The sequence below is a fragment of the Streptomyces sp. NPDC046870 genome (genome assembly GCF_040704595.1).
Taxonomy (GTDB): Bacteria; Actinomycetota; Actinomycetes; order Streptomycetales; family Streptomycetaceae; genus Streptomyces; species Streptomyces argyrophylli.
Window position 1 is genome coordinate 124,809 of sequence record NZ_JBEYXM010000015.1, and the last position, 24,372, is coordinate 149,180.

17 protein-coding genes and 2 pseudogenes are annotated in these 24,372 nt (G+C 70.3%); 8 read left to right on the plus strand and 11 right to left on the minus strand.

All coding sequences use genetic code 11. The features are described from left to right. Positions 1 to 32 precede the first annotated feature (32 nt). Together AB0946_RS27870 and AB0946_RS27875 are read right to left on the minus strand one after the other, a co-directional pair. Positions 33 to 1,412 (minus strand): MFS transporter, encoded by a 1,380-nt coding sequence (locus AB0946_RS27870; RefSeq protein WP_366763384.1) that lies wholly within the window; start codon positions 1,410 to 1,412, stop codon positions 33 to 35. 540 nt (positions 1,413 to 1,952) lie between these two features. Then, positions 1,953 to 2,807, minus strand: coding sequence for an NAD-dependent epimerase/dehydratase family protein (locus AB0946_RS27875; protein ID WP_366763385.1), 855 nt, complete (start codon positions 2,805 to 2,807; stop codon positions 1,953 to 1,955). A gap of 136 nt (positions 2,808 to 2,943) precedes the next feature. Here AB0946_RS27875 and AB0946_RS27880 point away from each other — a divergent pair, with 136 nt between their 5' ends. Next, the gene (locus AB0946_RS27880) at positions 2,944 to 3,792 is read left to right on the plus strand and encodes a helix-turn-helix transcriptional regulator (RefSeq protein ID WP_366763386.1); all 849 of its coding nucleotides are present in this window, start codon (positions 2,944 to 2,946) and stop codon (positions 3,790 to 3,792) included. Between the two features lie 262 nt (positions 3,793 to 4,054). Beyond that, the gene (locus AB0946_RS27885; RefSeq protein WP_366763387.1) at positions 4,055 to 4,579 is read left to right on the plus strand and encodes a hypothetical protein; all 525 of its coding nucleotides are present in this window, start codon (positions 4,055 to 4,057) and stop codon (positions 4,577 to 4,579) included. 3 nt (positions 4,580 to 4,582) lie between these two features. Here the strand turns inward: AB0946_RS27885 and AB0946_RS27890 are convergent. From AB0946_RS27890 to AB0946_RS27900, 3 genes and pseudogenes are all read right to left on the minus strand, one after another. Beyond that, positions 4,583 to 5,301, minus strand: a pseudogene (locus AB0946_RS27890) (transposase); the annotation flags it as partial. Positions 5,302 to 5,388: 87 nt separating this feature from the next. Further along, the gene (locus AB0946_RS27895) at positions 5,389 to 6,669 is read right to left on the minus strand and encodes an amidohydrolase (RefSeq protein ID WP_366763388.1); all 1,281 of its coding nucleotides are present in this window, start codon (positions 6,667 to 6,669) and stop codon (positions 5,389 to 5,391) included. A 43-nt stretch (positions 6,670 to 6,712) separates the two neighbouring features. After that, positions 6,713 to 7,393, minus strand: coding sequence for a TRIC cation channel family protein (locus AB0946_RS27900; protein WP_366763389.1), 681 nt, complete (start codon positions 7,391 to 7,393; stop codon positions 6,713 to 6,715). Between the two features lie 440 nt (positions 7,394 to 7,833). Between AB0946_RS27900 and AB0946_RS27905 the strand changes: the two genes are divergently transcribed. Further along, positions 7,834 to 8,013 (plus strand): hypothetical protein, encoded by a 180-nt coding sequence (locus AB0946_RS27905; RefSeq protein ID WP_366763390.1) that lies wholly within the window; start codon positions 7,834 to 7,836, stop codon positions 8,011 to 8,013. Between the two features lie 69 nt (positions 8,014 to 8,082). Here AB0946_RS27905 and AB0946_RS27910 read toward each other — a convergent pair whose 3' ends face one another. Continuing rightward, the gene (locus tag AB0946_RS27910) at positions 8,083 to 8,925 is read right to left on the minus strand and encodes a helix-turn-helix transcriptional regulator (protein ID WP_366763391.1); all 843 of its coding nucleotides are present in this window, start codon (positions 8,923 to 8,925) and stop codon (positions 8,083 to 8,085) included. Positions 8,926 to 8,969: 44 nt separating this feature from the next. Here AB0946_RS27910 and AB0946_RS27915 point away from each other — a divergent pair, with 44 nt between their 5' ends. Next, positions 8,970 to 10,109, plus strand: a complete 1,140-nt coding sequence (locus tag AB0946_RS27915; RefSeq protein ID WP_366763392.1) for an NAD(P)-dependent alcohol dehydrogenase — start codon at positions 8,970 to 8,972, stop codon at positions 10,107 to 10,109. 446 nt (positions 10,110 to 10,555) lie between these two features. Here AB0946_RS27915 and AB0946_RS27920 read toward each other — a convergent pair whose 3' ends face one another. Together AB0946_RS27920 and AB0946_RS27925 are read right to left on the minus strand one after the other, a co-directional pair. Then, complete coding sequence (locus tag AB0946_RS27920) at positions 10,556 to 11,902, minus strand: hypothetical protein (protein WP_366763393.1); 1,347 nt, start codon at positions 11,900 to 11,902, stop codon at positions 10,556 to 10,558. A 529-nt stretch (positions 11,903 to 12,431) separates the two neighbouring features. Further along, a complete protein-coding gene (locus tag AB0946_RS27925) occupies positions 12,432 to 13,571 on the minus strand; it encodes a glycosyltransferase family 4 protein (RefSeq protein WP_366763394.1) in 1,140 nt (379 codons plus the stop codon). Positions 13,572 to 14,191: 620 nt separating this feature from the next. Between AB0946_RS27925 and AB0946_RS27930 the strand changes: the two genes are divergently transcribed. After that, positions 14,192 to 14,872: a class I SAM-dependent methyltransferase gene (locus AB0946_RS27930; RefSeq protein ID WP_366763395.1), complete on the plus strand. Its 681-nt coding sequence runs from the start codon at positions 14,192 to 14,194 to the stop codon at positions 14,870 to 14,872. A 319-nt stretch (positions 14,873 to 15,191) separates the two neighbouring features. After that, positions 15,192 to 15,281: pseudogene (locus AB0946_RS27935) on the plus strand (IS5/IS1182 family transposase); the annotation flags it as partial. A 121-nt stretch (positions 15,282 to 15,402) separates the two neighbouring features. Here AB0946_RS27935 and AB0946_RS27940 read toward each other — a convergent pair. Further along, positions 15,403 to 15,975, minus strand: coding sequence for a TetR/AcrR family transcriptional regulator (locus tag AB0946_RS27940; protein WP_366763396.1), 573 nt, complete (start codon positions 15,973 to 15,975; stop codon positions 15,403 to 15,405). A gap of 145 nt (positions 15,976 to 16,120) precedes the next feature. On the opposite strand from AB0946_RS27940, the gene AB0946_RS27945 reads away from it, so the two are divergent. Beyond that, positions 16,121 to 16,858, plus strand: a complete 738-nt coding sequence (locus tag AB0946_RS27945; protein ID WP_366763397.1) for an SDR family oxidoreductase — start codon at positions 16,121 to 16,123, stop codon at positions 16,856 to 16,858. Between the two features lie 847 nt (positions 16,859 to 17,705). On the opposite strand, the gene AB0946_RS27950 is transcribed toward AB0946_RS27945, so the two are convergent. Beyond that, a complete protein-coding gene (locus AB0946_RS27950) occupies positions 17,706 to 18,302 on the minus strand; it encodes a dihydrofolate reductase family protein (protein WP_366763398.1) in 597 nt (198 codons plus the stop codon). 385 nt (positions 18,303 to 18,687) lie between these two features. Here AB0946_RS27950 and AB0946_RS27955 point away from each other — a divergent pair, with 385 nt between their 5' ends. Continuing rightward, the gene (locus tag AB0946_RS27955; protein ID WP_366763399.1) at positions 18,688 to 19,848 is read left to right on the plus strand and encodes a S1 family peptidase; all 1,161 of its coding nucleotides are present in this window, start codon (positions 18,688 to 18,690) and stop codon (positions 19,846 to 19,848) included. A 306-nt stretch (positions 19,849 to 20,154) separates the two neighbouring features. Here the strand turns inward: AB0946_RS27955 and AB0946_RS27960 are convergent, their stop codons facing one another. Next, positions 20,155 to 24,312: a tetratricopeptide repeat protein gene (locus tag AB0946_RS27960; protein WP_366763400.1), complete on the minus strand. Its 4,158-nt coding sequence runs from the start codon at positions 24,310 to 24,312 to the stop codon at positions 20,155 to 20,157. Between the last annotated feature and the right edge of the window lie 60 nt (positions 24,313 to 24,372).

Sequence of the window (24,372 nt, forward strand, 5' to 3'; positions counted from 1 at the left end):
GGGAGTTTTCCTGGTACGGCGTGGGTACCGGGTCACTGCTGGACGGTCTTGCGGCGCAGGACCAGCCACAGGAGCAGACCGACGGCGATCTGGCAGCAGGCGTCGACGCCGATCGCCACGTGGATGCCGGTGAGCTCCGCGGCGGTGGTCACCGTGCCACGGCCGATGGTGGCCGCGAACACCGCGCTGACCAGCGGGATGCCGATCGCGATGCCGACCTGCTGGCTCTGGGTGGCCATGCCGGTGGCCATGCCCTGCATATCGGAGTCGACGGAGGAAGTAGCGATGACCATGAAGGACAGCGCCGCCGTCATGGAGAAGAAGGCGTTCAGGAACTGCGTGGCGATCAGCGGGATCAGCCACTGCCTGTCCGACGTGGCCCACAGCGCCGGGAGCATGAACGCGCCCTGCAGCGCAAGAGAGACACCGAGCATGATGCGTGGCGAGACCCGCTGCAGGATGCGCGGACCGACCATGCCGGCGATGATCTGACCGACGCCGATGCCGAGCAGCACCAGACCGGCGACCATGGACGACAGACCGAGGACGTTCTGCACGTACAGGCCGGTGAAGAAGATCAGTGCGGTCTCACCGCCGAAAATGAACAGGGCGGCCAGGTTACCCAGGGCGATGTCGGGCTTCTTCAGGATCCGCACCGGGACCAGAGCGTCATCCGTCCGGCTTTCCACGGCCCAGAAGGCGCCCAACAGGACGGCGGCGGCGATCAGCGCAGTGCCGGCCGGAAGGTCGAGTCCGCCCTCCCCGACCCGGGTGACACCGTAGATCGCCGCGAACAGGCCGAGGGTGATCAGCACAGCACCGGGCAGATCGATACGGCTGCGCTGCTCGGCCTTGGTCTCGTCAACGACGAGCGGGACGACCAGGATCGCGGCGACGGCCACGGGGACGTTGATGAAGAACGCCCAGCGCCAGGAGAACACGTCCGTGAGAACACCACCGAGGATCGCGCCGACGCTGAACCCGGAGCTCATCATCACGCTGTTCAGACCGAGCGCCCGCGTCCGCAGCGAGGGCTCGGTGAAAGCGGTGGTCAGAAGCGCGAGGGCGGCCGGGGTGACGGCGGCGGTGGACAGGCCCTGAAGCGTGCGCGCGACCAGCAGCATGGTGGGTGAGTCAGCGAGTCCGCCCACGAGAGAGGAGACGGCCAGGACGACCATTCCGGCGGTGAAGATGCGCCGCCGGCCCACGTAGTCGCCCACCCTGCCGAAGACCAAGGTGCACCCGGCTGCGCACAGGGCGAACATCGTGCTGATCCACTGCAGGTTTCCGGTGGAGAACCCGAGGGCCGTACCGACCTCGGGCAGCGCGACGTTCAGGACGGAGAAGTCGGCGGCCATCATGAACTGCGAAGCCAGGAGCACCACCAAGGCGGCGACCTGACGTCCGGTCATCCGGGTCGGCGACGACTGCGCGACTGCAGCGGTGGTAGCGGTATCAGCGGTTGACATGCACCCAGCTTCCGGGACTCGCCCTGGACCAGCCAGATCCCACTTGACGGCACTCCCGCGGAGACTGTCACTGCCAGTGCCACCCTCACCGGGCCCCGCTGCTGCCCGTGCGTTGCGACGGCTATGTGCACGGTGACGTACAAGTCGCCGGGCGCCCGGCCGCGGCGGAGTCGCAGGGAGCCAGGGCGATGGAGGGTCGCAGGAGGTCCTCACCAGCAACGTCGCTGCGAGGCGAGCTGGGCCTCGCGCAGCTCCTCCCACGGCGAAGCGCAGTCGTCGTCACCGATACGGCGCGCTACGTGTCACCAGCGAACCTCGGCCTGATCAACGTGGCGAACGCTCTGCCGCGGGTCGCGGGCGCCCGCCCTTGCCCCGCCGATCGTGACGCACCTGGTGCTGTACCTGGTGGTGGTCGTGCTCGCTGTGGCGGGGCCGGTGCTGGTGGGGCGGATCAGAGGGGTGGACTGGCCGGGCGCGGTGACGTCACAGGGCTCCGGCGTCCCGGGCCGTCCAGACGCTCGGGTAGATCGGCCGGAAGCCGAGTTCCCGACGGATCCGCTGGTTGGACGTGATCCCGAACCACGGGTCGGGGTCCGTGAGCTCGTAAAGCCCTGCGGGCACCTCGACGCCGTTGAGCTGATAGAGCTCGACCGTCGTGACGGGGGCGTCATCGGCGATGTTGTAGATCCGGCCGGCGATGCCCGGAGCGTACAGCAGACGCATCAGGCCCTGGGCGACGTCCGCGTGGTGAGCCATCTGGAGGCGCTTGTGCGGCGCCCAACGGGATGCCCAGCGCAAGGAGTCGGCGAGGTGCGGGTCGCCCTCGCCGTAGACGAAGGGGAGCCGTCCGATGCGTACGTCCAGACCCTTGAGCGCGAGCAGTTCGCGCTCGGCCTCGGCCTTGGACTCGGGGTAGGCGCCCCACATCGCGCCGCCCGGCCGGCTCTCGTCTTCCTCGGTCAGCGGGCGGCCACGTCCGACGCCGTACACGTTGTTGGTGCTGACCTGCACGAACCGCTCCACACCCAAGGCCTGCGCGGCGCGGCCCAGGGCCACTGCGGCGTCCCGATTGACGGCCCATGCCTCCTCGTCCGGCACCCCGCGGAAGGAGGCGGCGACGTTCACGACGGCGTCCACGCCGGCGAGCGCCTTGCCGAGTGTCTCCTCCTCGCGCATGTCTCCTACGGCGACCTGGGCGCCCAGCTCCGCGAAGCGCTCGCCGCGGGCAGCGTCCCGTACAAGGACGCGCACCTGCTCGCCCGGCTGCTGCTCGGCCAGCAGCCTCGGCACGAAGCGGCGTCCGACCTGTCCCGTCGTACCGGTCACCAAAGTCAGCATGATGTGCTCCTCACGCACTGTGTCGCCTGTCGTTGATGACCAGCCTCGGCGGATGCGGGAACGAGGGGGAGAGACCTCTTCATCAGGGGACCGGGAGTCCCTGGATAAGCCGGCCGGCCTCGCGCACCCTGGAGAGGTGAACCGAGCCGAACTCGCCGACTTCCTGCGCCGCGCTCGCGCCCGCCTGGCCCCCTCCGACGTGGGCCTCGCAGCCAGCGCCCGCCGCCGTACGCCGGGGCTGCGCCGCGAGGAGGTGGCCCAGCTGGCCGGCATGTCCGTGGACTACTACACGCGGCTGGAACAGTCCCGGGGCCCGCGCCCGTCCCGCCAGATGCTCACCGCACTGGCCCGCGCCCTGCGCCTGACAGAGGACGAACGCAACCATCTCTTCCACCTCACCGGTGAACAGCCGCCGCGTCGGGAGGAGACCAGCACGCACGTGCGCCCGGGCCTGCTCCTGGTGCTGGACCGGCTGCACGACACCCCGGCGATCGTGGCGACCGACTGCGGCGAGGTCCTGGCCCAGAACGCGCTGTCGCGGGCGCTGAGCGGGGACGTCCTGGCCCGCCCGCCCCGAGGACGCAACATGATCCGCCGCTTCTTCCTGGACCGGGGGGCCCAGGAGCTGTTCCCGCCCGAGGACCGCCCGGAGCGCGCCCGCGAACAGGTGGCCGGCCTGCGAGCGGTGGCCTCGGCCCGCCCCACGGACCCCGAACCCGCCGCCCTCATCGCCGAACTACGCGCCACGAGCGAGGAGTTCGCCCGCCTGTGGGAGGAACACGAGGTCGCCGTACGCCGCGCCTCCACGAAACGCTTCCGGCACCCTGCGATCGGCATCCTCGAACTCGACTGCGAGATCCTCGTCAACTCCGACCACAACCAGCAGCTCGTCATCCACACGGCCCGCCCGGGCACGGAGTCCTACGAGCGCTTGCAGTTGCTGCGGGTGGTGGGCTTGCAGGACCTGACGCCGACGGTCTCCTGACCACCAGCGTGCCTTCGAGTGCGCTCCCCGCCCGCCGCACATCGCCCACGATCTCGAACTCACACCCCATCGGGGCCGACACGCGCTCAAGCCCCTGCCCGACGCCCACGCCGAGGAACTGGCCGGGGCGATCGACAGCAGACCGCGGCCCCGCCAGTGACAACAAGCCTGCCTATGTGACAACCATCGTGCTTCGGCTCATCCGGTCCTGTGACTGATTCCCAATGATGGTTGTCAAGCAGCGGGCCGTAGGCTGCGGCCCATGGAATCGTTGATCGCTGCCGTCCGTGAGCAGGAAGAAGCTGCCCGGTTTCTCGCTTGGCCGGGGGACTTCGACCTTGACCGAGGCGATCATGTCGAGGAAGTGCACCTCGCCTCGGGCGCCGCACTTGAGGGGTTCGCCGGCGACGGTGCCGGCGGCACGTTCTTCTTCTGCGGTAAAGGCGGCGAGGAACGTCCGATCCTCTATGCCGACTCCGAAGGAGGTGCGGCTCTGGTTGCCATCGGCCTGGCCGAGCTGGTGCGGCTTCTGCTGGTCGTCCCGTGGTGGCGAGACTGCCAGGTGTTCACGGACGAGGAGAGTCGCGAGCTTGAGGCTGAGTATCTGGAGGACATGCCGGACCTCGCGGCCAGGAGGGACCGTGCTGCCGCAGCCCTTGGCCTCGATCTTCCGAGTCAGGCCGAGGTCCTGGCTCGCTCGAGAGAGGTGGCCACTCGACTGGGGGAAGACTTCGTTTTGATCTTCACGCCGGAGGGACACCCCTACGATCCGCTCTTCACCGTCTGAGGCTCAGGCCGTGGCGAGCCGCTGGGGAGGCTGGGCCTCGAAGGTTCGCTGATCGCGTATGAGGGCCCATAGGACGTCGAGGCGTCGCCGAGCGAGGGCGAGGATCGCCTGCTTGTGGCTCTTGCCCTCGGCCCGTTTGCGGTCGTACAAGGTCTTCGAGGTCAGGCAGAAGCGGGCTGCGGTCTGGGCGGATAGGTAGAAGACGCGCAGGAGTCGGCGGTGGTAGCGGTGCGGCCGACGCATGTTGCCGCTGATCCGGCCTGAGTCCCGTGGGACAGGCGCCAAACCAGCGACTCCGGCGAGTCGGCCCGCGGTCCCGAAGGCGTCCATGTCTCCGCCGGTGCAAGCGATGAACTCCGCCCCCAGCAACGGGCCCATGCCAGGCATGCTGAGGATCACCTCAGCATCCCGGTGCTCTCGGAAGCGGGCCGCGATCCTTGCATCCACGGCGGCGATCTCTTCGTCAAAAGCCAGGACGGACCGGGCCAGGGTGTTCACCACGGAGGCGGCCGTGCTCTCCCCGGCCACGGCGGTGTGCTGGGCCTGCGCCGCGGCGACGGCCGCATCAGCCATGGCCTGGGCGCCTCGGACTTTGCGGTTCTTCAGCCACATCGCGCGCCGACTCGGGCCGACCCGGCGCAGGCCGGCCGGTGTTGGTAGCCGGTCAGCAGCATAAGTGCGGCCTTGGAGGCGGCGTAGTCGAAGGCCCGTTCCAGGGCCGTGAAGTACTACAGCAGCTGGGCCCGCATCCGATTGATGACGCATGTTCGGCCGGCTGCGAGGTCGTAGCGGCGGGCGGGCCGGAAGGCTCATCGGCTCGTACGGCCCGGTTTCCCGAGATGGATGAGTGCGGCTGTGACCAGCGCCTGGACGCCGGTGTCCAGGGTGGGCTGCAGGACCGGTGCGAAGCGGGGGCTGTGGTTGACCGCAATCTCCTGAGCCACGGTGCCGCGTTGCCGGGCTGCCTGGTAGGCGTCCGGATCGGCGCAGCCCAGGGCCCAGTAGGTGTACGGGGTGCCGAAGGCGTCCGGGATCCGGCTGAAGTCCTCGCTGGCGCTCTGCATCTCGATGGTGACCGCGCGCTCCCCGAACATCGCGGCGAAAGCGTCGGAGACCTCGCGGGTCGCCACGTCGTCGTTGACGGTCGGCGGAAAGCGGGTGCCCTCCTCGATCTGCGGCGCGCGAGTCGCCCCGGATGCGTGGCACTCGGCATCGACGATGCGCCGCAGGGCGGCCAGGACCGTCTGCCGGGTCTCGTCGTCGTACGTGCGCACGTTCACCAGCAGTTCCGCCGACTCCGGGATCACGTTGCCGCTCGTGCCCGCCTGAACGGAGCCCACCGTGACCACGGCCGGCTGGGTGGCGGCCAGCTCGCGCGAGACGATCGTCTGGAGCCGGACGACGATCATCGCGGCGATCACCACGGGGTCGATCGCGGCCTGCGGTGCCGAGCCGTGAGCACCCCGGCCGTGGACAGTGATCTTCACATTGTCCGCCGCGGAGAGAAAGGATCCGGGGCGGGTGCCGAGCTGCCCGGCCGGATAGGGAAGCACATGCTGGGCGAACACGACGTCCGGGCGGGGAACACGGTCGGTCAGCCCGTCGGTGAGCATCCGGTCAGCACCGTCCCCCGGCTCCTCGGCAGGCTGGAACAAGGCCACCAGGGTGCCCTGCCACGCCTCCGGGGCGGCGGCCATGAGCTGTGCCGCTCCCAGCAGACAGGTGACGTGCATGTCGTGACCGCAGGCATGCGCCACGGGTACCCGCCGGCCGGAGGCGTCCGCGGCTTCGGCCGTGCTGGCGTAGTGCAGACCGGTCTCCTCAAGGACCGGTAGCGCGTCCATGTCGGCCCGCAACAATACGGTCGCCCCCTCGCCGTTGGCCAGCACACCGATCACACCGGTGCCGCCGATCCCCTCGTACACCCGGTAGCCGCGGTTTCTCAGGCGTTCCGCCACACCGGCCGCGGTGCGGTGCTCCTGGTGTCCCAACTCGGGGTGGGCGTGCAAGTCCTTGTAGACCTCTTCGAGTTCAGACCGGACAGCACCGAGCCCGGCCAGCACAGCATCCGCGGAGTCCTTGAGCGTCATGGATGTGCACTCCTCCCTCTCGGCTGGTGGTCCCAGCGCCGGTTCATGTCAGGGCCCCCCGGCCCTTGACCGGCCCCGGCCGCCAGTCTCGGCTGACCGGCAACCTCCAGCCCCAGTGGAACGCGGCCGGCCGCAACGCGATGCCGACCGCGATTCCGGCCAGGACACCTACGGTGGGTGCGCCGAGCCGGCTGCAGACAACCATCACCACACTCACCAGCACCGCGACGGTCGCATACAACGGGGTGCCACCGACGATGGAAGGCGTGCGAGCCAGAAGCAGGTCCCGGATGGCCCCGCCGCCGACCGCTGTGATGGTGCCCGGCAGCACGGCCGGCAGCGAGCCCAGGCCGACAGCGAATGTCTTCTGCGCGCCGGCGACCGCCCATACGCTGAGTGCCGAGGCATCCAGGAGGGTGAAGGCCCAACAGGAGGTGTGGCGGCTCAGGTCGGCCAGGAAGGCCAGCAGGGTGCCGGCGATGGCGACCGTGAGATACGTGTAGTCGGTCAGGGCCACGGGTGTGCCGTGCTGCAACAGGGTGTCGCGGAGGATTCCGCCGCCCAGGCCCGAGACGATGCCGATGACCAGGAAGCCGAACAGGTCCAGACGTCGGGCCCGGGCCAGCACCCCACCGAGCGTGCCGTTGGCGAACACTCCGCTCAGGTCCAGCGCCCTGGTCAGCTCGGTCAGACTCTCTGGCGACAACGCCCGGGCCACGGACACCGGCGTCTCCCTCCCTTCGCCCTTCCACCATCGAAGCAGCCAAAGACGCCGCGTGCCCGCCGGGCATGGCGTGCGAGGCGGACACCAGCGGCCGGGCCGGCGTGGGTGGTCGTAGGCGAGGAGGAGGGCGAGTCCGGCGGCCGCAACGGTGATGCGGGCGAAGCGCACGAGCGGGGTCCCCTCGAAAGATCACGGAACAGTTCGTGATCTTCGCAGCGGCTCCCGCGGGCGACCCGCCCGGCAGCCGGCAGCGGCTCTACCCGATGGGGCGCTGAGTCCGATCATCGGCGCGCGCAGCGGGCTGGTGAGAATCCGTGCCATTGAGACGTGGCTCGGAGACCGCCAGCCGGTACGTGGTCATGCACTGCCCCACTGCCGACGCGGAGGGGCGGTGGTGGAGCATGCCGACGACGGTGCCGGCGAGGCAGGGAACGTCACCTATGCGCACCAGGCAGGGCGCCGAGCGCGGCGTCGGCCGCGCTCACTCCACTGCGGACCACCGCACTGCGGCCGTCAGCTTGTTGCAGGTGACGGTGGGCTCCGCTGGACGCCTGCTCGGCGTCCGCCTTACAGCACTCGTCGACAACGGCCCGGATGAGGAGACCGAGGGTTGCCTGTGACGACCCACGCGCAGCGGGACGGGGAGACGCTGGTCCACCATTTGCGGCGGTGGTAGGTGGCCGGGCCGGTCAGTGACGGGACACGGCGTTCCAGCCGGCCAGGATCGGCAGGACTCGGGAGGTGGGGGAGTCGGGCTCGGTGGTGTAGACGACGAGGCGTTGGTCCGGTTCGTGAGGCGCGCAGACGATCTCGATGTCGAAGGACATCGGACCGGCGGTGGGGTGCTCAATACGTTTGTTCACTGACGCGTAGTCGCGGACGGTGTGATCGTCCCACCATCGGGCGACGTCACGGTCGGTGGTGCGCAGCTCGTCCACGAGCGCGGTGAGGCGGTGGTCGTGCGGGCGGCGGGCGGTTTCGCGGCGCATGGTGGCGACGGTGGCTGAGGCGAAGTCGCACCAGTTGACGATCCGCTCGCGGGCAGTGGGGTCCTGGAACATGTAACGGACGAAGGATGTGCCCGGCTCCAGTGGGCTGCCCAGGACCTCCGTCAGCAGGGCGTTGCGGGCCAGAACCTCGCCGCGATGGCCGAGCAGCAACACCGGGACGTGGTGGAGGGTGTCCATCAGGCGCAGCAGCCCCGGATCGGGGCGCTGGACCGTGCGCGGGGTCGCCGGCCGGTGCGGGGTGGTGGGCGCGGCCAGGTCGTGGAGGTGAGTGCGTTCGACCTCGTCCAGACGCAGGGCCCGGGCCAGCGCGTCGAGTACGGCGGCAGAGATGTTGGCCTGGCGTCCCTGTTCGAGCCGACTGTAGTAGTCCGGGCTCACGCCCGCCGCTACGGCCAGCTCGTCCCGGCGCAGTCCGGGCACCCGCCGGGCTCCGGGGAAGGGCTCGATGCCGGCCTGGGACGGGGTGAGGCGGTCGCGGCGGGAACGCAGAAACGCTCCGAGCGCGGCGCGGTCGCGTGGCATTTCTCCAGCGTAGGCGGTCCCCGGCACCCCTGACTGGTCCTGCCATGACCAGGTTCATCCTGACCTGGCCCGCTGACTGCGGCCCTCATAGAAAGGGACGCATGACTTCCCTTCACACCAACGACAGCACAGCTTCACTTCACACCAACGACAGCACAGTGCGCACGCAGCTGATGAAGCGCTGGATACTGCCCGCAGACGCGACCGACGCCGCCGGCCTCGTCCTGGACGAGACCCCTGTGCCCGTACCGGGCCCCGGCGAGGTCCGCATTCGCGTCCGGGCCATCTCGATGAACTACCGCGACCAACTGATCCTCAAAGGCCCCTTCGGCCGGCTGCCGGCACGGGACCTCGTCCCGCTGTCGGATGTCGCAGGGGAGATTGATGCCGTCGGTCCGCAGGTCAGGGGCTGGAGCGTGGGCGACCGCGTGACCAATCTGCACGTGCTCGACTGGAGCGACGGCCGCCCGCCGGCCGCCATGGGGCTGGGACTGGGCGCCCTGCACGAGGACGGAGTGCTCGCCGAGTACGTCGTCCTTCCGGCCCGGCGCATCATGCGCGCCCCCGCCAATCTCGACCATTCCGAGGCAGCCACCCTGCCCGTGGCAGCCCTGACCGCTTGGAACGCCCTGTACGGGGACCATCCGATCACCGCTGACAGCACCGTTCTGATCATCGGCAGCGGCGGCGTCGCGCTCTCCGCCCTGCAGCTCGCCCGGGCCGCCGGCGCCCGGGTCTACGCGGCCGTGCGCAACGACGCGGCGGGTGAGGCCCTGGTCCGCCTCGGCGCTGCGGGCTACGTCAACAGCACGACCGAACATGACTGGGGCGATGCGATCTTCGCGCTGTCCGGAGGCGTGGACAAGGTGGTCGACAGCGTCGGCGTGTCCATCCTGGCCCAGGCCCTGGCCGCCCTCGCACCGGGCGGTGAGGTCGCCACCCTCGGCCTGTTCGATGCGACCGGGGGGCCGCTGGACGGGTACGCCCTGCTCGGCAAGCAGGCTCGCATCCGCGGCGTCGCGGTCGGCAGCGAGGCCATGCACCGCGATCTTGTGCGTCACGTCGAGACCCATGACATCCACCCGGTGATCGACCGCCGGATCGGCTTCCTCGAAGCACCGGCCGCGTACGCGGCTCAGACCGCCGGCGGATTGTTCGGCAAGGTCGTCATCGAACTCGGCTGACCCTGTCGACACCGACACGGCAGGACAGAGCCGAGCACCCGAGGATGGTGCTTGCTCCCCACCAAAGCGAGTCGCACCGACCGGGCAGCCGGATCCGCCCCGCATCGCGCGCGGCCTCACCATCCCGCGAGCCTCGCGGCGCCCAATCCCCCGCACGCCCTGCGGCCAACCCCCCTGCTTCTTCCCAGCTGGGGGCACATCAAGGACCACCCAGCGGGCCCTGGCCGCCACCGTGCCCCGGACGCACCCACAGGACGCGGCAGCCACATACGACAACTCCCCCGCACTGCCGGCGGCCCTCGCCCACCCCAGGGAAGGGGCTGCCGGCCACCGGCCGCTAGCCGCCGACCCCCTCCCGTCAACGACCGGGTGCCTGGGCCGGGCGCGGGACCGGCACCGCCGGGGGGGACCGGCCTCCCGGGCGGTGCGGGTAGGGGACTTGTCCGTCAGCGGGTGCCGACCTCGATGGGGGTGCTCTGGCTTGTCTGGCTTCCCACCTGGAACGTGAGCGACGTGCGGCCCGTGGTGTTCGGGTCGACGGCCTTGACCGCCACCCAGGCGGTGGACGTGGAGGTCTTGCCCGGGAGCGCCAGGTTGACCTTGGAGAAGGTGAGGGTCTGGCCGTCCGGGGACAGCTGGCCGAGGAAGTTCTTCAGTGCTCCGTCGGAGTCCAGGACGGTCAGCTGGTAGCCGGGGTTGCCTTCTTCCACGAACTTGAGCCCCAGCCCTGGGGGCAGGGTGACGCGGACGGTCTGCTCGGGAACCGGTCCTTGGCTGGTTTCGAGATGTACCCCGGGGTAGCCGGTGGGGCCGCCGGGGGTCAGCCTGACGTCCGGCGGTCCGCCGGGGGCGACGGAGAAGCTGGCGCTGCGGGTGGCCGTGTAGCGGAAGTAGACGCTGCCGATCTGGAAGGCGTCTTCCGGCTTGTCCGGGTCCCAGCTCAGGGCACTGGTCTTGCCGTCGGCGGTGTTCGTGGACTGCGGCCAGACGAGGAACCGGTAGTAGCCCCACTTGTCGCCCTCATCCAGCAGGTTGACCGCGTCGAGGATGCGCTTGTTGCCGGTCCCGGCGTCTGCGTGGCCCTTGACGTTGAACCTGACCGGGGCGGGAGTGAGGCGGGACGGCGTGCCGTCCTCGTGCACCAGCTGGTAGTACACGTGGTCGCTGGTGTTGCCTGGCACGTTGTCCCGGCCCTGGCGGGGGTTGACCAGGTCGACGATGAACTTGTCGGCGATGTAGCCGTTGTCGGCTACATAGCCGAAGCCGGCCTGGCTGTTGGGACTCCCGCCCCAGCCCGTGTCGTAGGGGAGGCGGACGAAGGGGCGCCCGATCCTGCCGCTGTCCGGGTCGTAGCCGGGCCACAGGACCTCGATCCCCACGTGCGTGGTGCGGGTGGTGCCGTCGCTGAGGCTGACCTTCACGCCGAGCTGGTATGTGCGGCTGTACTGGCCCCGCTCCGGGCCGGAGTCGACGTTGAGGTCACCGCGCAGCGTGAAGGTGATGACGTCGGAGTCCGCGAGGAACGTCAGGTCGATGACCTCGTACTCCTGGTCGATGCCCATCCGCCCGCGCGGCACCTGGACCGCGGTGATGTAGGACTGGTCGTCCCGGCCGTAGTAGGCGTACTCGACCTTGGTGATCTTGACGCCCATCGCGACCCGGATACGGCCGTCGTAGCGGAACTCGGAGTCCCACACCGAGAACCGGTTCGCGTACCCGAGGGTTTTGATGCCCGTCTGCTCGGGGTCCGGCGTCTGATCCTCGACAGGCGACGCCACTACTGATGTGCTCATGCCACTCTCCTGAGTTGGGAGATCCGGTTCACTTCCGAATCGGGTCAAAAGGGAACGACGAAAGACCGATGTCCGCCCGTGGCCGCGGGGCGCTCCGCTGTGTGCAGTCGCCCTGTGTCGCCCTGTCCCTGGGCGCTGTCCCCACGGCTTCCGCCCTTGCTCCATCCCTTGCGGGCGCGGTGTGCGCGGTACGGGGAAGCCACTGGGCAACGCCCCGCCTGAGGTGTACGGGGGCAGCGGGGTGTTACCGCTGGGCGGCTGGATGACGTGGATGGTCCTGGACGGCGAGGTCTGGGTGCCGACGGAGAATGCCACGTGCGCCTCGCCCCAGGGATGCGTTGCCGCCGGCGCTCACGCACACGTACAGCCTCCCCTCGGCCGCCCCAGCAGCGGGCGTTGATCGTGGCGCGGTGAGACCGCGGCCGGCGCGATGGCCGTACGGCGCTCTGCTGCGACGACCGCTTCCGGGGCGGCGGTGAGGGTGGGCTGGGTCATGGCCTGATCTCCTGTCGTTGCCGTGCGATACACGTCAGTCGTGGTTTGCCTGTGAGCCGCAGCACCGGGACGGATACAGGCCCGGGCGGGGTGCGTCCGCGGTGTCGCCCGCTGTGCTGTGGCCGGTCTCGCTCCCGTCGACGAGCGCGCCGATCGGGCGCTTGCGCACGCCGCACGCCGGGCGCGAAGAGGTGTGCAGGGATTCGATGGCGTCGCACCACCGGTCGAGGTCGGGTGCGGCGCTCAGTTCGATGGAGCGGGTTGCGGCCCGCCGGGAGGCCCGCGTCCAGGTGTCCGGATCCTGCAGGGAGGTCAGGGCGTCGATCCAGGCGTTGAGGTCGTCGCGGTAGGCGAAGATCCCGGCCTCTCCCAGGGCTTCGACCAGTCCGGGGGTGGGGTGGGCGATGACCGGGATGCCCGAGGCGAACGCCTCGATGGCAACCCGCCCCCACGACTCGTACAGGCTCGGCATCAGCATCACGCGGGAGCGGCTGTAGACGTGTTCACGCATCTGCTGTCCCGGAACACTGTCGAGCACTTCGCAGTTGGGCAGCCTTGGTGGGGGCATGATCTGCTGCCCGTAGGCGCCCTGCACGCCGAGGAACTTCCACTGGGGTGTCCAGGCGGCGACCTGCCAGAACAGCTCGCCACCCTTGTCGGCGTTCAGGTTGACCAGCGTCGCGCAGTCACCGGGCTGCGTACGGTACTCCTCGGCGATCACCGGCGGGCGCACCACGATGCTGTGCCGCGGCAGGAACTCGCGCGGGTAGGTGGCGTAGAAGATCTCGCCGTCGCGGCGGATCCACTCGCTGTTGTAGACGACGAGGTCGGCGCCGGCGGCGTTGTGGAAGGTGGTGGCGAAGTTGTCGTGGCAGATCACGGCCAGCGGGATCCGGCGGTCGCGGGCCAGGCCCGCCACCAGGGGCACGTTCTCGTAGTGGGAGACCAGCACGTTCGCCGTGCGCGCCTGGGCGGCGAAGTCCAGGCCGTCCTGGAAGGGGACGACCCGCACCCCGTCGATCTCGTAGGTCTTCTCACTCTTGCCGGGGTGTGAGAGCCACACCGAGACCTGGTGGCCGCGTTCGGCCAGGGGCCGCAGCATCGAGTGCAGCATCCACTCCGAGCCGGCGTTGTGGTCCGGTGGATACCCGTACACCCGGGCCACGACAGACATGCGCCGCACGGTCGGTGCCACGGCCAGCCGGTACGCACGCAAGGCCATCTGATCCACCAAGAAGTCCCTCCCTGTAGATGGGGTGTGACGGGGTGCGCGACATCAGGCCGAACAGGGTGCGTTGGCTGGCCGCGCGTCCATTCAGCCCTGCCGCACCCATGCGGAACCAGTGCCTCCAGGCGAAACCACCACTCCGTGCCCTGTTGAAGTGCGGCATGGAACGCCCAGCTCACAAGGGGTGCGGCGTGCGCTGGTCGCAAACCGGCCAACAGCCGCCCCCTCATCAGCCACACGGCGCACGCAGCGGACAACAGGCTCTGCCCACTCTCGGCCCGGGGCGTGTCGGCGCCGGTAGTGCCCCGGCTGGACCTGGGTACGGGAAGTCCTGCCGGTGCCCGGGCGCGGCCGACTCCTTGCGGGCCTCATGTGGTACGGGTCCCTCCGTCGGGACCGCCGAGCCGAAACGGTGCCCAGTGGCGCCGCCGGCGCGAAACACCCGAGAAGGTGCAGGCCGCCGTCATCTCGCACGCCGACACAGTCGGGTCACGACGCCTCGATGCGTTTTGCCGGAGCGGCAACAGGAGTGGCGTGACCGGGCCACGATGGGTGAGGTTGGGCCCGTGACCGACGACATCTCAGCGGGATCGCCCGCATCTGAAACTTTCTTGTCCGGCGACGGATACGTCGGAGACCCGGCGGTGCGGGCGGAGTGGGACACCCGATACGCGGACCGGCAACAGCTGTGGAGCGGCCGGCCCAACGGTGCGCTCGTGGCCGAGGTCGCCGGGCTCAGGCCCGGGCGGGTGCTCGACGTCGGCTGCGGCGAGGGCGCGGACGCCGTCTGGCTCGCGCGCGGTGGCTGGGACGTGACCGCGCTCGAGGTCTCGGGCGTGGCGCTGGAGCGGGCGGCCGGGCACGCGCGGGACGCAGGCGTCGCCGTTCGCTGGGTGCACGCCGCGCTGACGGAAGCGGCGCTGCCGCCGGCCTCCTTCGACCTGGTCTCCGCGCAGTATCCAGCCCTGCTGCGCACCCCCGACGCCGCAGCCGAGCGAGCGCTGCTCGGGGCCGTGGCGCCCGGCGGCGTGCTGCTGGTCGTACACCACGCGGGGATGGACACCCAGCAGGCGCACGACAGCGGCTTCGACCCGGCTGACTACGTCTGGCCCTCGATGATCGCCGCCCTGCTCACCGACGACTGGAAGGTGGAGGTGAACGAGCAGCGACCACGCGTGGCACCCGACGGCGGCGCCGGCGCGCACCATACCGACGACCTCGTGCTGCGTGCGCGACGGCTGCGCTGAGCCTTTCCGCTCCCAGCGGGCCCGGCATCTGGGCAGACTGGATGACCGAGTTGACCGGTACCCGGCGTCGGGAAAGCCCGGCCCGTTCCGCCGGCTGGCAGGCATCGCGCGCACACTCAACCGGTCAGAGGGCGAAGTGCCCGCTCATCGCGGCGGCGCAGAAGGCCGGAAGACGTCTTCGACCGGCCCAGCTGTCTGCTGCGGCACCTGGTCCGTCCGTCAGGCCGAGGGCCGGGGAGCCGAATTGAGCGCCTGCGTGCTTAACGCGCGGGGGATCAAGACCTCCGCCAACGCGCCGACAGCCGGCCGGGGCCTAGCCGGCGCCAAAGGCCTCACGGTGATCCCACGGCGCTGGGTCGTCGAGCGGACCGTCGGATGGCTCGTGCACCACCGCCGCCTGCCCCGCGACGACTCGCCGGCGAGTCCACCCCGGACTGGCGCGACACCTCAACCCCGAAGCGAAGGACCCTGCCGGGACGAAACGCTCTTCGAGCCGGTGATCGTGGTGGAGCGGACCGACGCACGAGTCCTCACGGGCGGACCGTGAGGCCGTCCAGGGTGAGGTCGAGCAGGCGCTCAGCTTGCTGTCGGTGTTCAGCGCCCGCCGAGGTGAGGGCGATGCCTTCCAGGGCGGCACCGATGTCGGTGGGCTGGATGTCGGTGCGGATCACCCCGGCGGCCGCGCATGCGTCCATGAGTGAGGTGATGGCGGCCTGGATCATTTCCCGGCTGTGACCATAAGGATTGCCTCCCGTCGCGGCGATGGCGCGCAAGGCGTCGATCATGCCGTACTTGGCGGTGACGTAGTCCAGGAACAGGCGTGTCCACGCGCGCAGGGCCTCTGCCGGCGGCTTCTGCGTGAGGAGGGTGTGGGCGGCATCGCACAGCTGGGCCACCTCGTTGCGGTAGACCGCCTCGATCAGGGCGTCCCGCGTGGGGAAGTTGCGGTACAGGGTCGCGCTGCCCACGCCTGCCTCCTTAGCGATGCGTTCCATGTGCGCATCCAGCCCCTCGGTCGTGAAGACGCGTACGGCGGCCGTAAGGATCTTCTCCCTGTTCCGCCGTGCGTCAGCCCGCAGCGGCCGCAGCGTGCCGTCGGTCATCAGTGCTCGCCATCCTCTCGTCGAAGCCTTCCCGAACTTGCTATCCGGAGGCGCCCCCACTTACCGTGGACTAACTGGGGACACCTCCGGTTTCACTGTAGGTCACCGCATCGACCTGCGCGCACCCCGAGGAAGGAAGCCGATCATGTCGGGTATCCAGGGCAAAGTCGTCGCGATCACAGGTGCCAGCAGTGGCATCGGGGAGGCAACCGCGGTCTACCTCGCCGAAAGGGGCGCCCGCCTCGTGCTCGGAGCACGGCGCGAGGACCGGCTGAACGCCGTCGTGGACGGCATCACGGCGAAGGGCGGCACCGCCACTGGCGTCATCGTCGACGTCACGCGCCGCGAAGACCTCCAGCGCCTGACGGACACGGCCCTCCACCAGTACGGTCGGCTCGACGTCCTCGTCTCCAACGCAGGCACGATGGCCGTCTCGCCGTTCGACGACCTGCGCCAGGACGACTGGGACGCCATGGTCTCCACCCACATCACCGGCCTGCTCAACGGCATCGGGGCGGCTCTGCCCCTCTTCCGCCGACAGCGTTCCGGCCACTTCGTCAACGTCGGCTCCACCGCGGCCTACGTGGTCAAATCCCCCCAGGGGGTCTACGCGGCCACCAAGACGGCGGTGAAGGTGCTCACCGAGGGGCTACGCCAGGAGTCGGGACCCGACCTGCGCGTCACCCTCGTCTCACCCGGATTCACCCATACCGAAGGCATCGGCAAGGGAGCCAGTCCTGAAGTCGCGGCCGCGATGACCCGGCAGCGGGACGAGATCGCCATGCCACCCTCGGCGATTGCCTCCGCCATCGGCTACGCCATCGAACAACCTGACGGCGTCGATGTCAGCGAGATCGTCGTCCGCCCCACCGTGCAAGCCTGACGACAGCGAGCCGGGTTACCCGAAACCGCCCCCCCCCTGGCGGCAAACGATCGTTTGGCGACAGCTCGCCCACGTGTCCCAATGGACCCGTGCGATCCGGGAGTTCACGGCGGCGCGAGTTCCATCAGGTCCGATGGTGCGTGCCGGCAAGGTTCGGTGACGGGCGAGGTCCGGTCCTCCGTACGGAAGGGACCCTCGGTGGCGAACCCGAGCTGCAGCGGGTCTCGACCGGCCAGCGGTTACCGCCCCGTCAGAACCTCGTCCTGGACCAGGCCGGGATAGAGGGACCCGGTCGCCTTCGAGGAGGACCCGGGCACCTCCAGCCGCCTCTCCCCCGGCGCCGCCCGAAGTTCCGCGAACCGCTCACCTACGCGGCCGGGCGGCACGGCCCCGCGCCGCCCGCATTCCGCCGGACTCAAGACACGGGCCCACGCCACTGCCGAACAGTACGAGCGCTGCGTGCTGCTGCTGCGGCCAGCCGCAGGCACAAGGCCGGCGGCGGGCCGGACGGATCCGTCTGCCGGACCTGCTCGGGCCGCGCCGTCGGCACGGGGGACGTGCCCGGGATGCGGCCAGGCGCGAGTCGTTGTCGTGCGTCGCGAAGCCGGCGGGTGGCGCGGGCCGCGTGAGCTGCCTGGCCGGTGCCGGGTTCGTGCCGGCCGTGACGCTGTCGCTCCGTGCACCCAGCGGGACTGATGCGAGGTCAGGCCGGGGGCGGGCGCGGGTGCTCGCCGGCGCCCCGGCTCCGGCGCTTACCGCTCCGGGTGCGCGTTGGCACGGCGGCGCTTGCGTGGCCCGCTGAGCGCGGTCGCGCCCGGCCTGTGCAGGCGCCGCCCGTCCGGTGCGTTCAGCTGTCGGCGCGTGTGTAGGTGAGGAACATCGCGCCGCTCTTGAGGACGGTGTGGTCTGCGAGTGTCCAGGTGCGCGGGTCGAAGGCGGCCTTGCGGGAGAACAGCGGGATTCCGTCGCCGATGGTCAGCGGGCCGACTTTGAGGATGAGCGTGTCGATCTCGGCGTACAGGGAGCCTGCGAGCTCGGCGCCGCCCAGTAGCCAGATGCCCTTGCCGTCCTGCTGCTTCAGCTCGCGCACGGTCGCCACCGGGTCGTCGGCGACTAATTCGACGGCCGGGGCCGGGCTCTCCGTCAGGGTCCGGGAGAACACGAGGTGCCGCAGGTGGGGGTAGGCGTCGGTGATGCCGGCAGCAAGACCGATCTCGTAACTGCGCCGTCCCTCCAGCACGGTGTCGAAGTGCGTGCCCTGCGCCGTGACGGACAGGGCCTGGCGGGCCTGGACGGGCAGCGTCTCCGGGTACTCGGCCACGAGGTGCTGTATGTAGTCCCCCGGTATGGGCCAGAACCCGTCGGGACCGGTGGGATCCCCGCCGTCGGGGCCCGCGATGAAGCCGTCGAGAGTGGTCGCGATGTAGTGGACGAGTCTGCGCATGCCGGGTTCCCTCCGTTGGTCACGCTGTCGCGCTACGGCCCGGCACCGACAGATGGCATCCCGGGGTGCGAGGCCGCCGAGCGATCATGGCACCCGTCCAACCGGCGTGTGCACCGTACCGTCGAATCTCGTGGCCCTTCGCCCGCGCGCCATGGTCGGCCGGCCGTTTGGCCGGCACGGGACACATGCCCGCTCTTGCCCGCGGGCGAGGGCCCAGCTGCACAAGGGTCATCAACTCCCCGCCGGCGTCCGTGCGTCGTGAATCCGTCCGCGCATTGGCATGGACCTGACGGAAGGTCCGTACTAGGCTCTGCGGCGCACGTATGAGAGCGCTCTCACCATCGGCTGTTCCACCCCCACTACTGGAACGACGAAGGGCAACCCCATGAGACGCACCAGGCTCGCTCGCGCGGTCTCAGCCGCACTCCTCGTCCTCGGCGGACTGGCCTCCGCCGGCGCGTTTCCCGCCTCGGCTGCCGGGTCCGGGACAGCGACCGCATCCACCGCACCCGCCGCCGACGGCATCGTGAACGCCATGCAACGCGACCTCGGCCTGACCCGCACCCAGGCGGTGGCCCGGCTCGCGGCCGAGAAGGCCGCCACCGACCTCGCCCCCAAGGCACGCCGCACGGCCGGCGCCGCCTACGCGGGCTCCTGGTTCGACGCCCCGAGCGGACGCCTGACCGTCGCCCTCACCCCGGACGCCCCGCCCGCCACCCGCCGGACGATCGAGCGCTCCGGGGCCGTCGTCCGCACCGCCGAGCACAGCGCTCGGCAACTGGACGCCGCCAAAGCACGGATCGACCGGTTGACCGCGCCCTCGGGAGTCACCGGCTGGTACGTCGATCCCAAGGCCGGCACGGTCGTCATCGAGGTCGTGCGCGGCAGGCAGGCTGACAACGATGTCCGGCGCTTCCTGTCCCAGGCGCGCCGGACCGGGCCCGTCACCATCGAGGCGACCGCGGCCCCGAGAACCCTCGCAGCGGGCACCGTCGGCGGCGACCCGTACTACACCGGCAACGTCCGCTGCTCCATCGGCTTCTCGGTGTACGGCGGCTTCGTCACCGCCGGGCACTGCGCACAGCCCGGCGCCGGAGTCAGCGGCTGGGACGGCTCCTACATCGGCAGCTTCCAGGGCTCCTCGTTCCCGGACAACGACTACGCCTGGGTCAGCGTGGGCAGCGGCTGGTGGACGGTACCGGTGGTGCTTGGCTGGGGCACGGTGCCGGACCAGCTCGTACGCGGCTCGGCCGTCGCGCCCGTCGGCTCCTCGGTCTGCCGTTCCGGCTCCACCTCGCACTGGCACTGCGGCACGGTGCTGGCACTGAACGAGACCGTCAACTACAGCCAGGGCGCGGTGCACCAGCTGACCAAGACCAGCGCCTGCGCCGAACCCGGGGACTCAGGCGGCTCCTTCATCACCGGAGACCAGGCACAGGGCGTCACCTCCGGCGGCTGGGGCAACTGCTCCAGCGGCGGCGAAACCTGGTTCCAGCCGGTCAACGAGATCCTCAACCGGTACGGTCTGACCCTCCACACCTACTGACCGCACACAGCGGCCCGGGGGCTTCGCGCATCCGGCGCGGGGCCCCCTTCCGCGGGTCCGAGCCCGGGGCCCAACGCCGTCGAGTGCCGGCTCCTGCGCGGAGCAGACCCGCACGGGGCGGGCGCCTGTTGTCCTGGCGGCACCAGTGACACATCCCGGCCACCGCTGCGACTTCGGCATCCGCCGGCGCCCGGCTCCACATGGACCTTCCGCGACGCCGCGCTCAGCCGGCTGTTCCCGCCCTCGGCCGATGTGCGCGGAGAAGCCGGAGGCATACAGGTCGCTGCGGTACCGGCGGGCGAGGCCTCATCGGCTGGAGGCGTCGGGTTCCGGTGTCCCCTTTCCGGTACGGCCCGCTGTGCTCGGCAGCATGGCGGTGGTGGCGAGGACTGCGGCGACAGACTCTTCGTTCATGCCACGGCGCAGAATGCGGGCGAACCCCTCCTCGCCGAGCTTGGCCCGTTGCTTGCGCAGCGCGTTGATGTTGAGGACCGCGTTGTCCGAGCCGATCTGTTGGTTGATGGACAACGCCTGGACCATCAGAGGCACCGCCTCCTCGAAGCGTCCCTGCTCGGCGCGGAGGTTGCCGAGTTCGCCGTAGTCGAGCGCCAGCTCCGGCCATGCGCGCAGTTCCTCGTCGATGGCCAGGCATTCGCGGTAACACTGCTCGGCCAGCGCCGGATCACCGCGGAGCTGGGCCACTCGGCCCAGGTGGAACGTGCTGTTGGAGACACCCGCCCGGTTACCCCGCCGTTTCTTCAGCACCACCGATGCACGCAGGTGCTCCTCGGCCTCTTCGTAGGCGCCCTGATCCTGGCAGACCCGTCCCAGCTGATGGTGGATGATGGCCGCGTTGGTGTCGTTGCGCAGCCGTTCGTAGAGGGCGAGCGCGGACAGGTAGCGTCGCCTCGCCTCCTCCAACTGGCGCACTTCCAGGCCGACATGCCCGAGATCCTCGTGGCACTTGGCGATGCCCTCGGCGTAGTCGGCTGCTTCGCAGAGCGGCAACGCGCGCTCCAGGAACATCCGGGCGGTTCCCAAAGCACCGCGATCAAGCGCGGCGTCGCCGAGATGCACGTAGGCGCTGCCCAACGGTGTGGGACTGGGGTGGGAGTGGCGGAACCGGTGGAACGCCGCCGTTTGTTCGATCGCGTATGCCGCCGTCGACTCCTCCGTGCACAGTCGTACGACCCGGGCAAAGGCCTGGGCACCCAGTTCCATGCGCTGCACGGCGAGCAACTCGAGGTCCTGAAGGCCGCGCCGCTCGTCCTGGAGCCATGCCTGCAGGGTGCAGGGCACCGCGGCGGCCACGTGTCCCAGAACCGTTCGCACGGCTCCGAGCTGCCGATTGCACGATGTCAGGTATGCCATCTCACCCAGGTGGGCGAACTCGTCCCCCGCCCGGGAGAAGCACCTCTCCGCCCAGACCAGGTCCCCGGATTCCCGCGCGATCTCGCCGAGCAGATCGCAGGCTTCGGCGATGTTCCGGCTGCTTCCGATGTCCTCGAAGATCTCCAGCGCGGCTCGTCCGCCCGCCAGCGCCGCTGCGTGGTCGAAGCGGGCGAGGGCGATCTTCGCCAGGGCCATCCTGCCGTTGCCCTCGTTGACCCGGTCGCCCAACCTGACGAAGTGGGACAGGGCGCTTTCGGCGCACCGGGCCGCCTTGTCGAAGTCCTTGGCGCGGAAGGCCAGGATGCCGATCTGGTGTTGGGCGGCCGCGACCCCCAAGAGGTCGTTCAGATCCTCGCACAGCGCCAGTACGTCGAGGTACTGCTGTTCCGCGAGCCGGTCGTCGCCCCTGTTCGAGGCCAGGCCGGCGAGGTGGTGCATGGTGAATGCCATTCCTCGGCGGTCGCCGATGCGTTCCTTGACCGTCATCGACTGGCGGTACAGCCGCTCGGCCTCGGGCTGGTCCCCTCGGTGCTCGGCGATCAGCCCCAGTTGGTGCAGTGCGGCCCCCACCCGGTCGTCCGCCCCCAGCTCGACGAACGCTTCCAGAGCCTTCAGGTACCGCGCCTCGGCCTGGTCATAGCGCCCCCTGCGGGCATCCAGACCGCCGAGGTCCGCGAGGCACTCGGCAGCCCTGAGCGACCCTGGTGCCGCCATGGACAGCGCCTCGTTGCGCAAGCGCTCTTCCCGTGACCACTGGCCGGCCTTGTTCAGCTCGGTGCAGGCCCGCTCCGCGTAGTCGAGGGCCTCCATCACTCGGCCGCCGGCGAGCTCGTGGTACCTGGCCTCGAGTACAAAACGGATGTAGTCGGCCTGTTCCAACGGCGTCCCGCACCGCCAACCCCAGTAGGCGCCCGCCCTGCGGTGTGCCTCCGTCAGCCGGTCCGGGCCGGCCAGACGCGCCAAGGCCCCGGCTGTCCAGCGATGCACCAGGTAGCCGGAGCCGACGGGTGCCAGCAGCCCGAGGTGCAGGAGCCGGGCGAGGGCGTCGTCCAGGCCGTCGGGCGCAGCGGGTGGCTCCGCCTGCGCGGACGGGACGGTCGGCGCAGTCGCCACCTGCCAGGCGAGACCGACCCGGTCCACCGGCAACCGGTACACCGCCGCGCCCAGCAGCAGCGGCTTGGCCAAAGGAACGGTTTCGAGGCCGGCCAACAGTTCCGGCAGCAGCACGTCCTGGGCGATCAGGGCGCCGGTGTCCTCCACCATCTGCCCCAGCCCGCCAGGAGTGGTGGTCCGGTCGGCCAGTGCCACGCGCAGCCGCGTGCTCAGTTCGTCGAAGCGGCCGGCGCCCTCGCGCAGCAGGGCGTCCAGATATTCGAGGGAACGCGGATGACCGCCGAGCCTCGTCCACACCTGCCACTGCTCGGCCGGCGACAACGCGTCCAGGCCGGGCAGCCGCCACATGAGCTTCCGGGTCTCCTGCCAGGTCAGCGGGCCGAGGTGACGGGGCTCTAGGCCTGGTGCCGGGAAAGGGAACCTGCTGGTGACGATGATGCGATGGTGCTCCGCCCAGACACGGACGAACTCCGAGAGATCCGGGTCCACCAGGTGATGTCCGGCGTCGAGGTTGTCCTCGGCGTTGTCGAGAACGAGCAGGAGCGGCACGCTGCTCCGGGTGGTCGCCGCGAGCCGGTCGCGCCAGTCGCGTCCGGGTTCGCTCAGGGCCGTGACCAGCCGGTGCAGCGGGTGGGTCCGCCCAAGCCCCTTCCGTGCACAGTGAGCACGCAGTTCGCGACGTACCTGTTCCAGGATCGCGTCGGCGGCCGTGTCACCGCTGACCGCCACCACCACCCCGTCCGGGACCGCGGCAAGGAAGCGCTGGACCAGTTCGGCGGCCAGCGTGGTCTTGCCGACACCACCGATGCCGTGCAGAAGGATCCGCCATTCGGTGCCGGTCAGTTCCCGCAGGGTGCTTCTGCGGCCGACGAAGTCATGCCGTGCGCGCACGATGCCGTCGAGGACGACGGGCTGCGGTCCCCGTTCCTCGGCGGGTTCGGCGGGGGAAGGGCCGCCGCCGGACACACACAACTCGGGGTCGGCGAGGAACAGTGCCGGTGTCGCCCACTCCGGAAGGGGGCTCGGCTCCTGTGCCAGTTGCCGACGAACCTCGCAGAACACGGCGAGCAGGTCCTTGTCCGGGTGCGCCGCAAGCCCTCGGTACAGGCGCGCGCCAAGCTCGGTGGCGTAGTCGTCGCTGACGGCGTTGGTCATCGCAAGGACGGCGGGGACACCGTTGTCCAACAGGCTTCTGGCCAGCCCCGGCAACCGCGAGTGCCCCTCCACGGCGGTGGAACAGCCAGCCAGCACGATCAAGCGCACGTTGCCGTGGGAGGGCAGGACTTCCTGCACGAAGCGTGCGGCGTCCACCACGTCCTCCTGGCCGGAGCGCGTCTCCAGCAGCAGTGCACCGGGGCGGGCATGGCAGGAGATGTGCAGCACCTGACAGGCTTCCTCGGCGAGCGCGGACCGGATGGCCGCCGCGCTGCCCCACTCGAGGACGCGCACCCGAAGGCCGGTGCGGTGACCGGGCTCCACGGCGTCCAGGATTCTTCCCAGTTCCCGCTCGTAGTCGAGCAGTTCGGCCGCGCTGTTGTCGGGGGCGGCCACGGCGGCGAGAATCCGCAGGGGCCCGCCGGTGGCGCCGGCCGGACCGGCTGTGTGCGTGGTCGTCCGGTACAGGTCGACTTCGGGGTCCAGAGCCAGCGGGAGGGTGCGGCCGGGCGGTATGAGGGTCTCCCACGGAAGGTCCGCCACCGCCGGGTCTCTCGCCTCGATGCCGATCCGATGGCGCCCGGGCTGGCGCAACTCCTCGCTCAGCATCCGGCCGACGGGCCCGTGCAGGAAGCGGTCCGCGAGCGCCGCCCCCACCTCCCGTAACATCGTGTGCGAGGGCTGCCTGCGCAGCCGCCACAGCAGGTCACCCGTGTACTGGTCCAGCCCCCTCGGTGTGTGGGTGACTGTCTCGCGCCTCACCCGGCAGGTCACCTGCGCGGTGTCGATCGTCAGCCTGATCATGCGTGCCCCCGTTGTCCTTGCGGCCAGGATGTCGGGGCAGCCTGCCGAAAGACAATGACG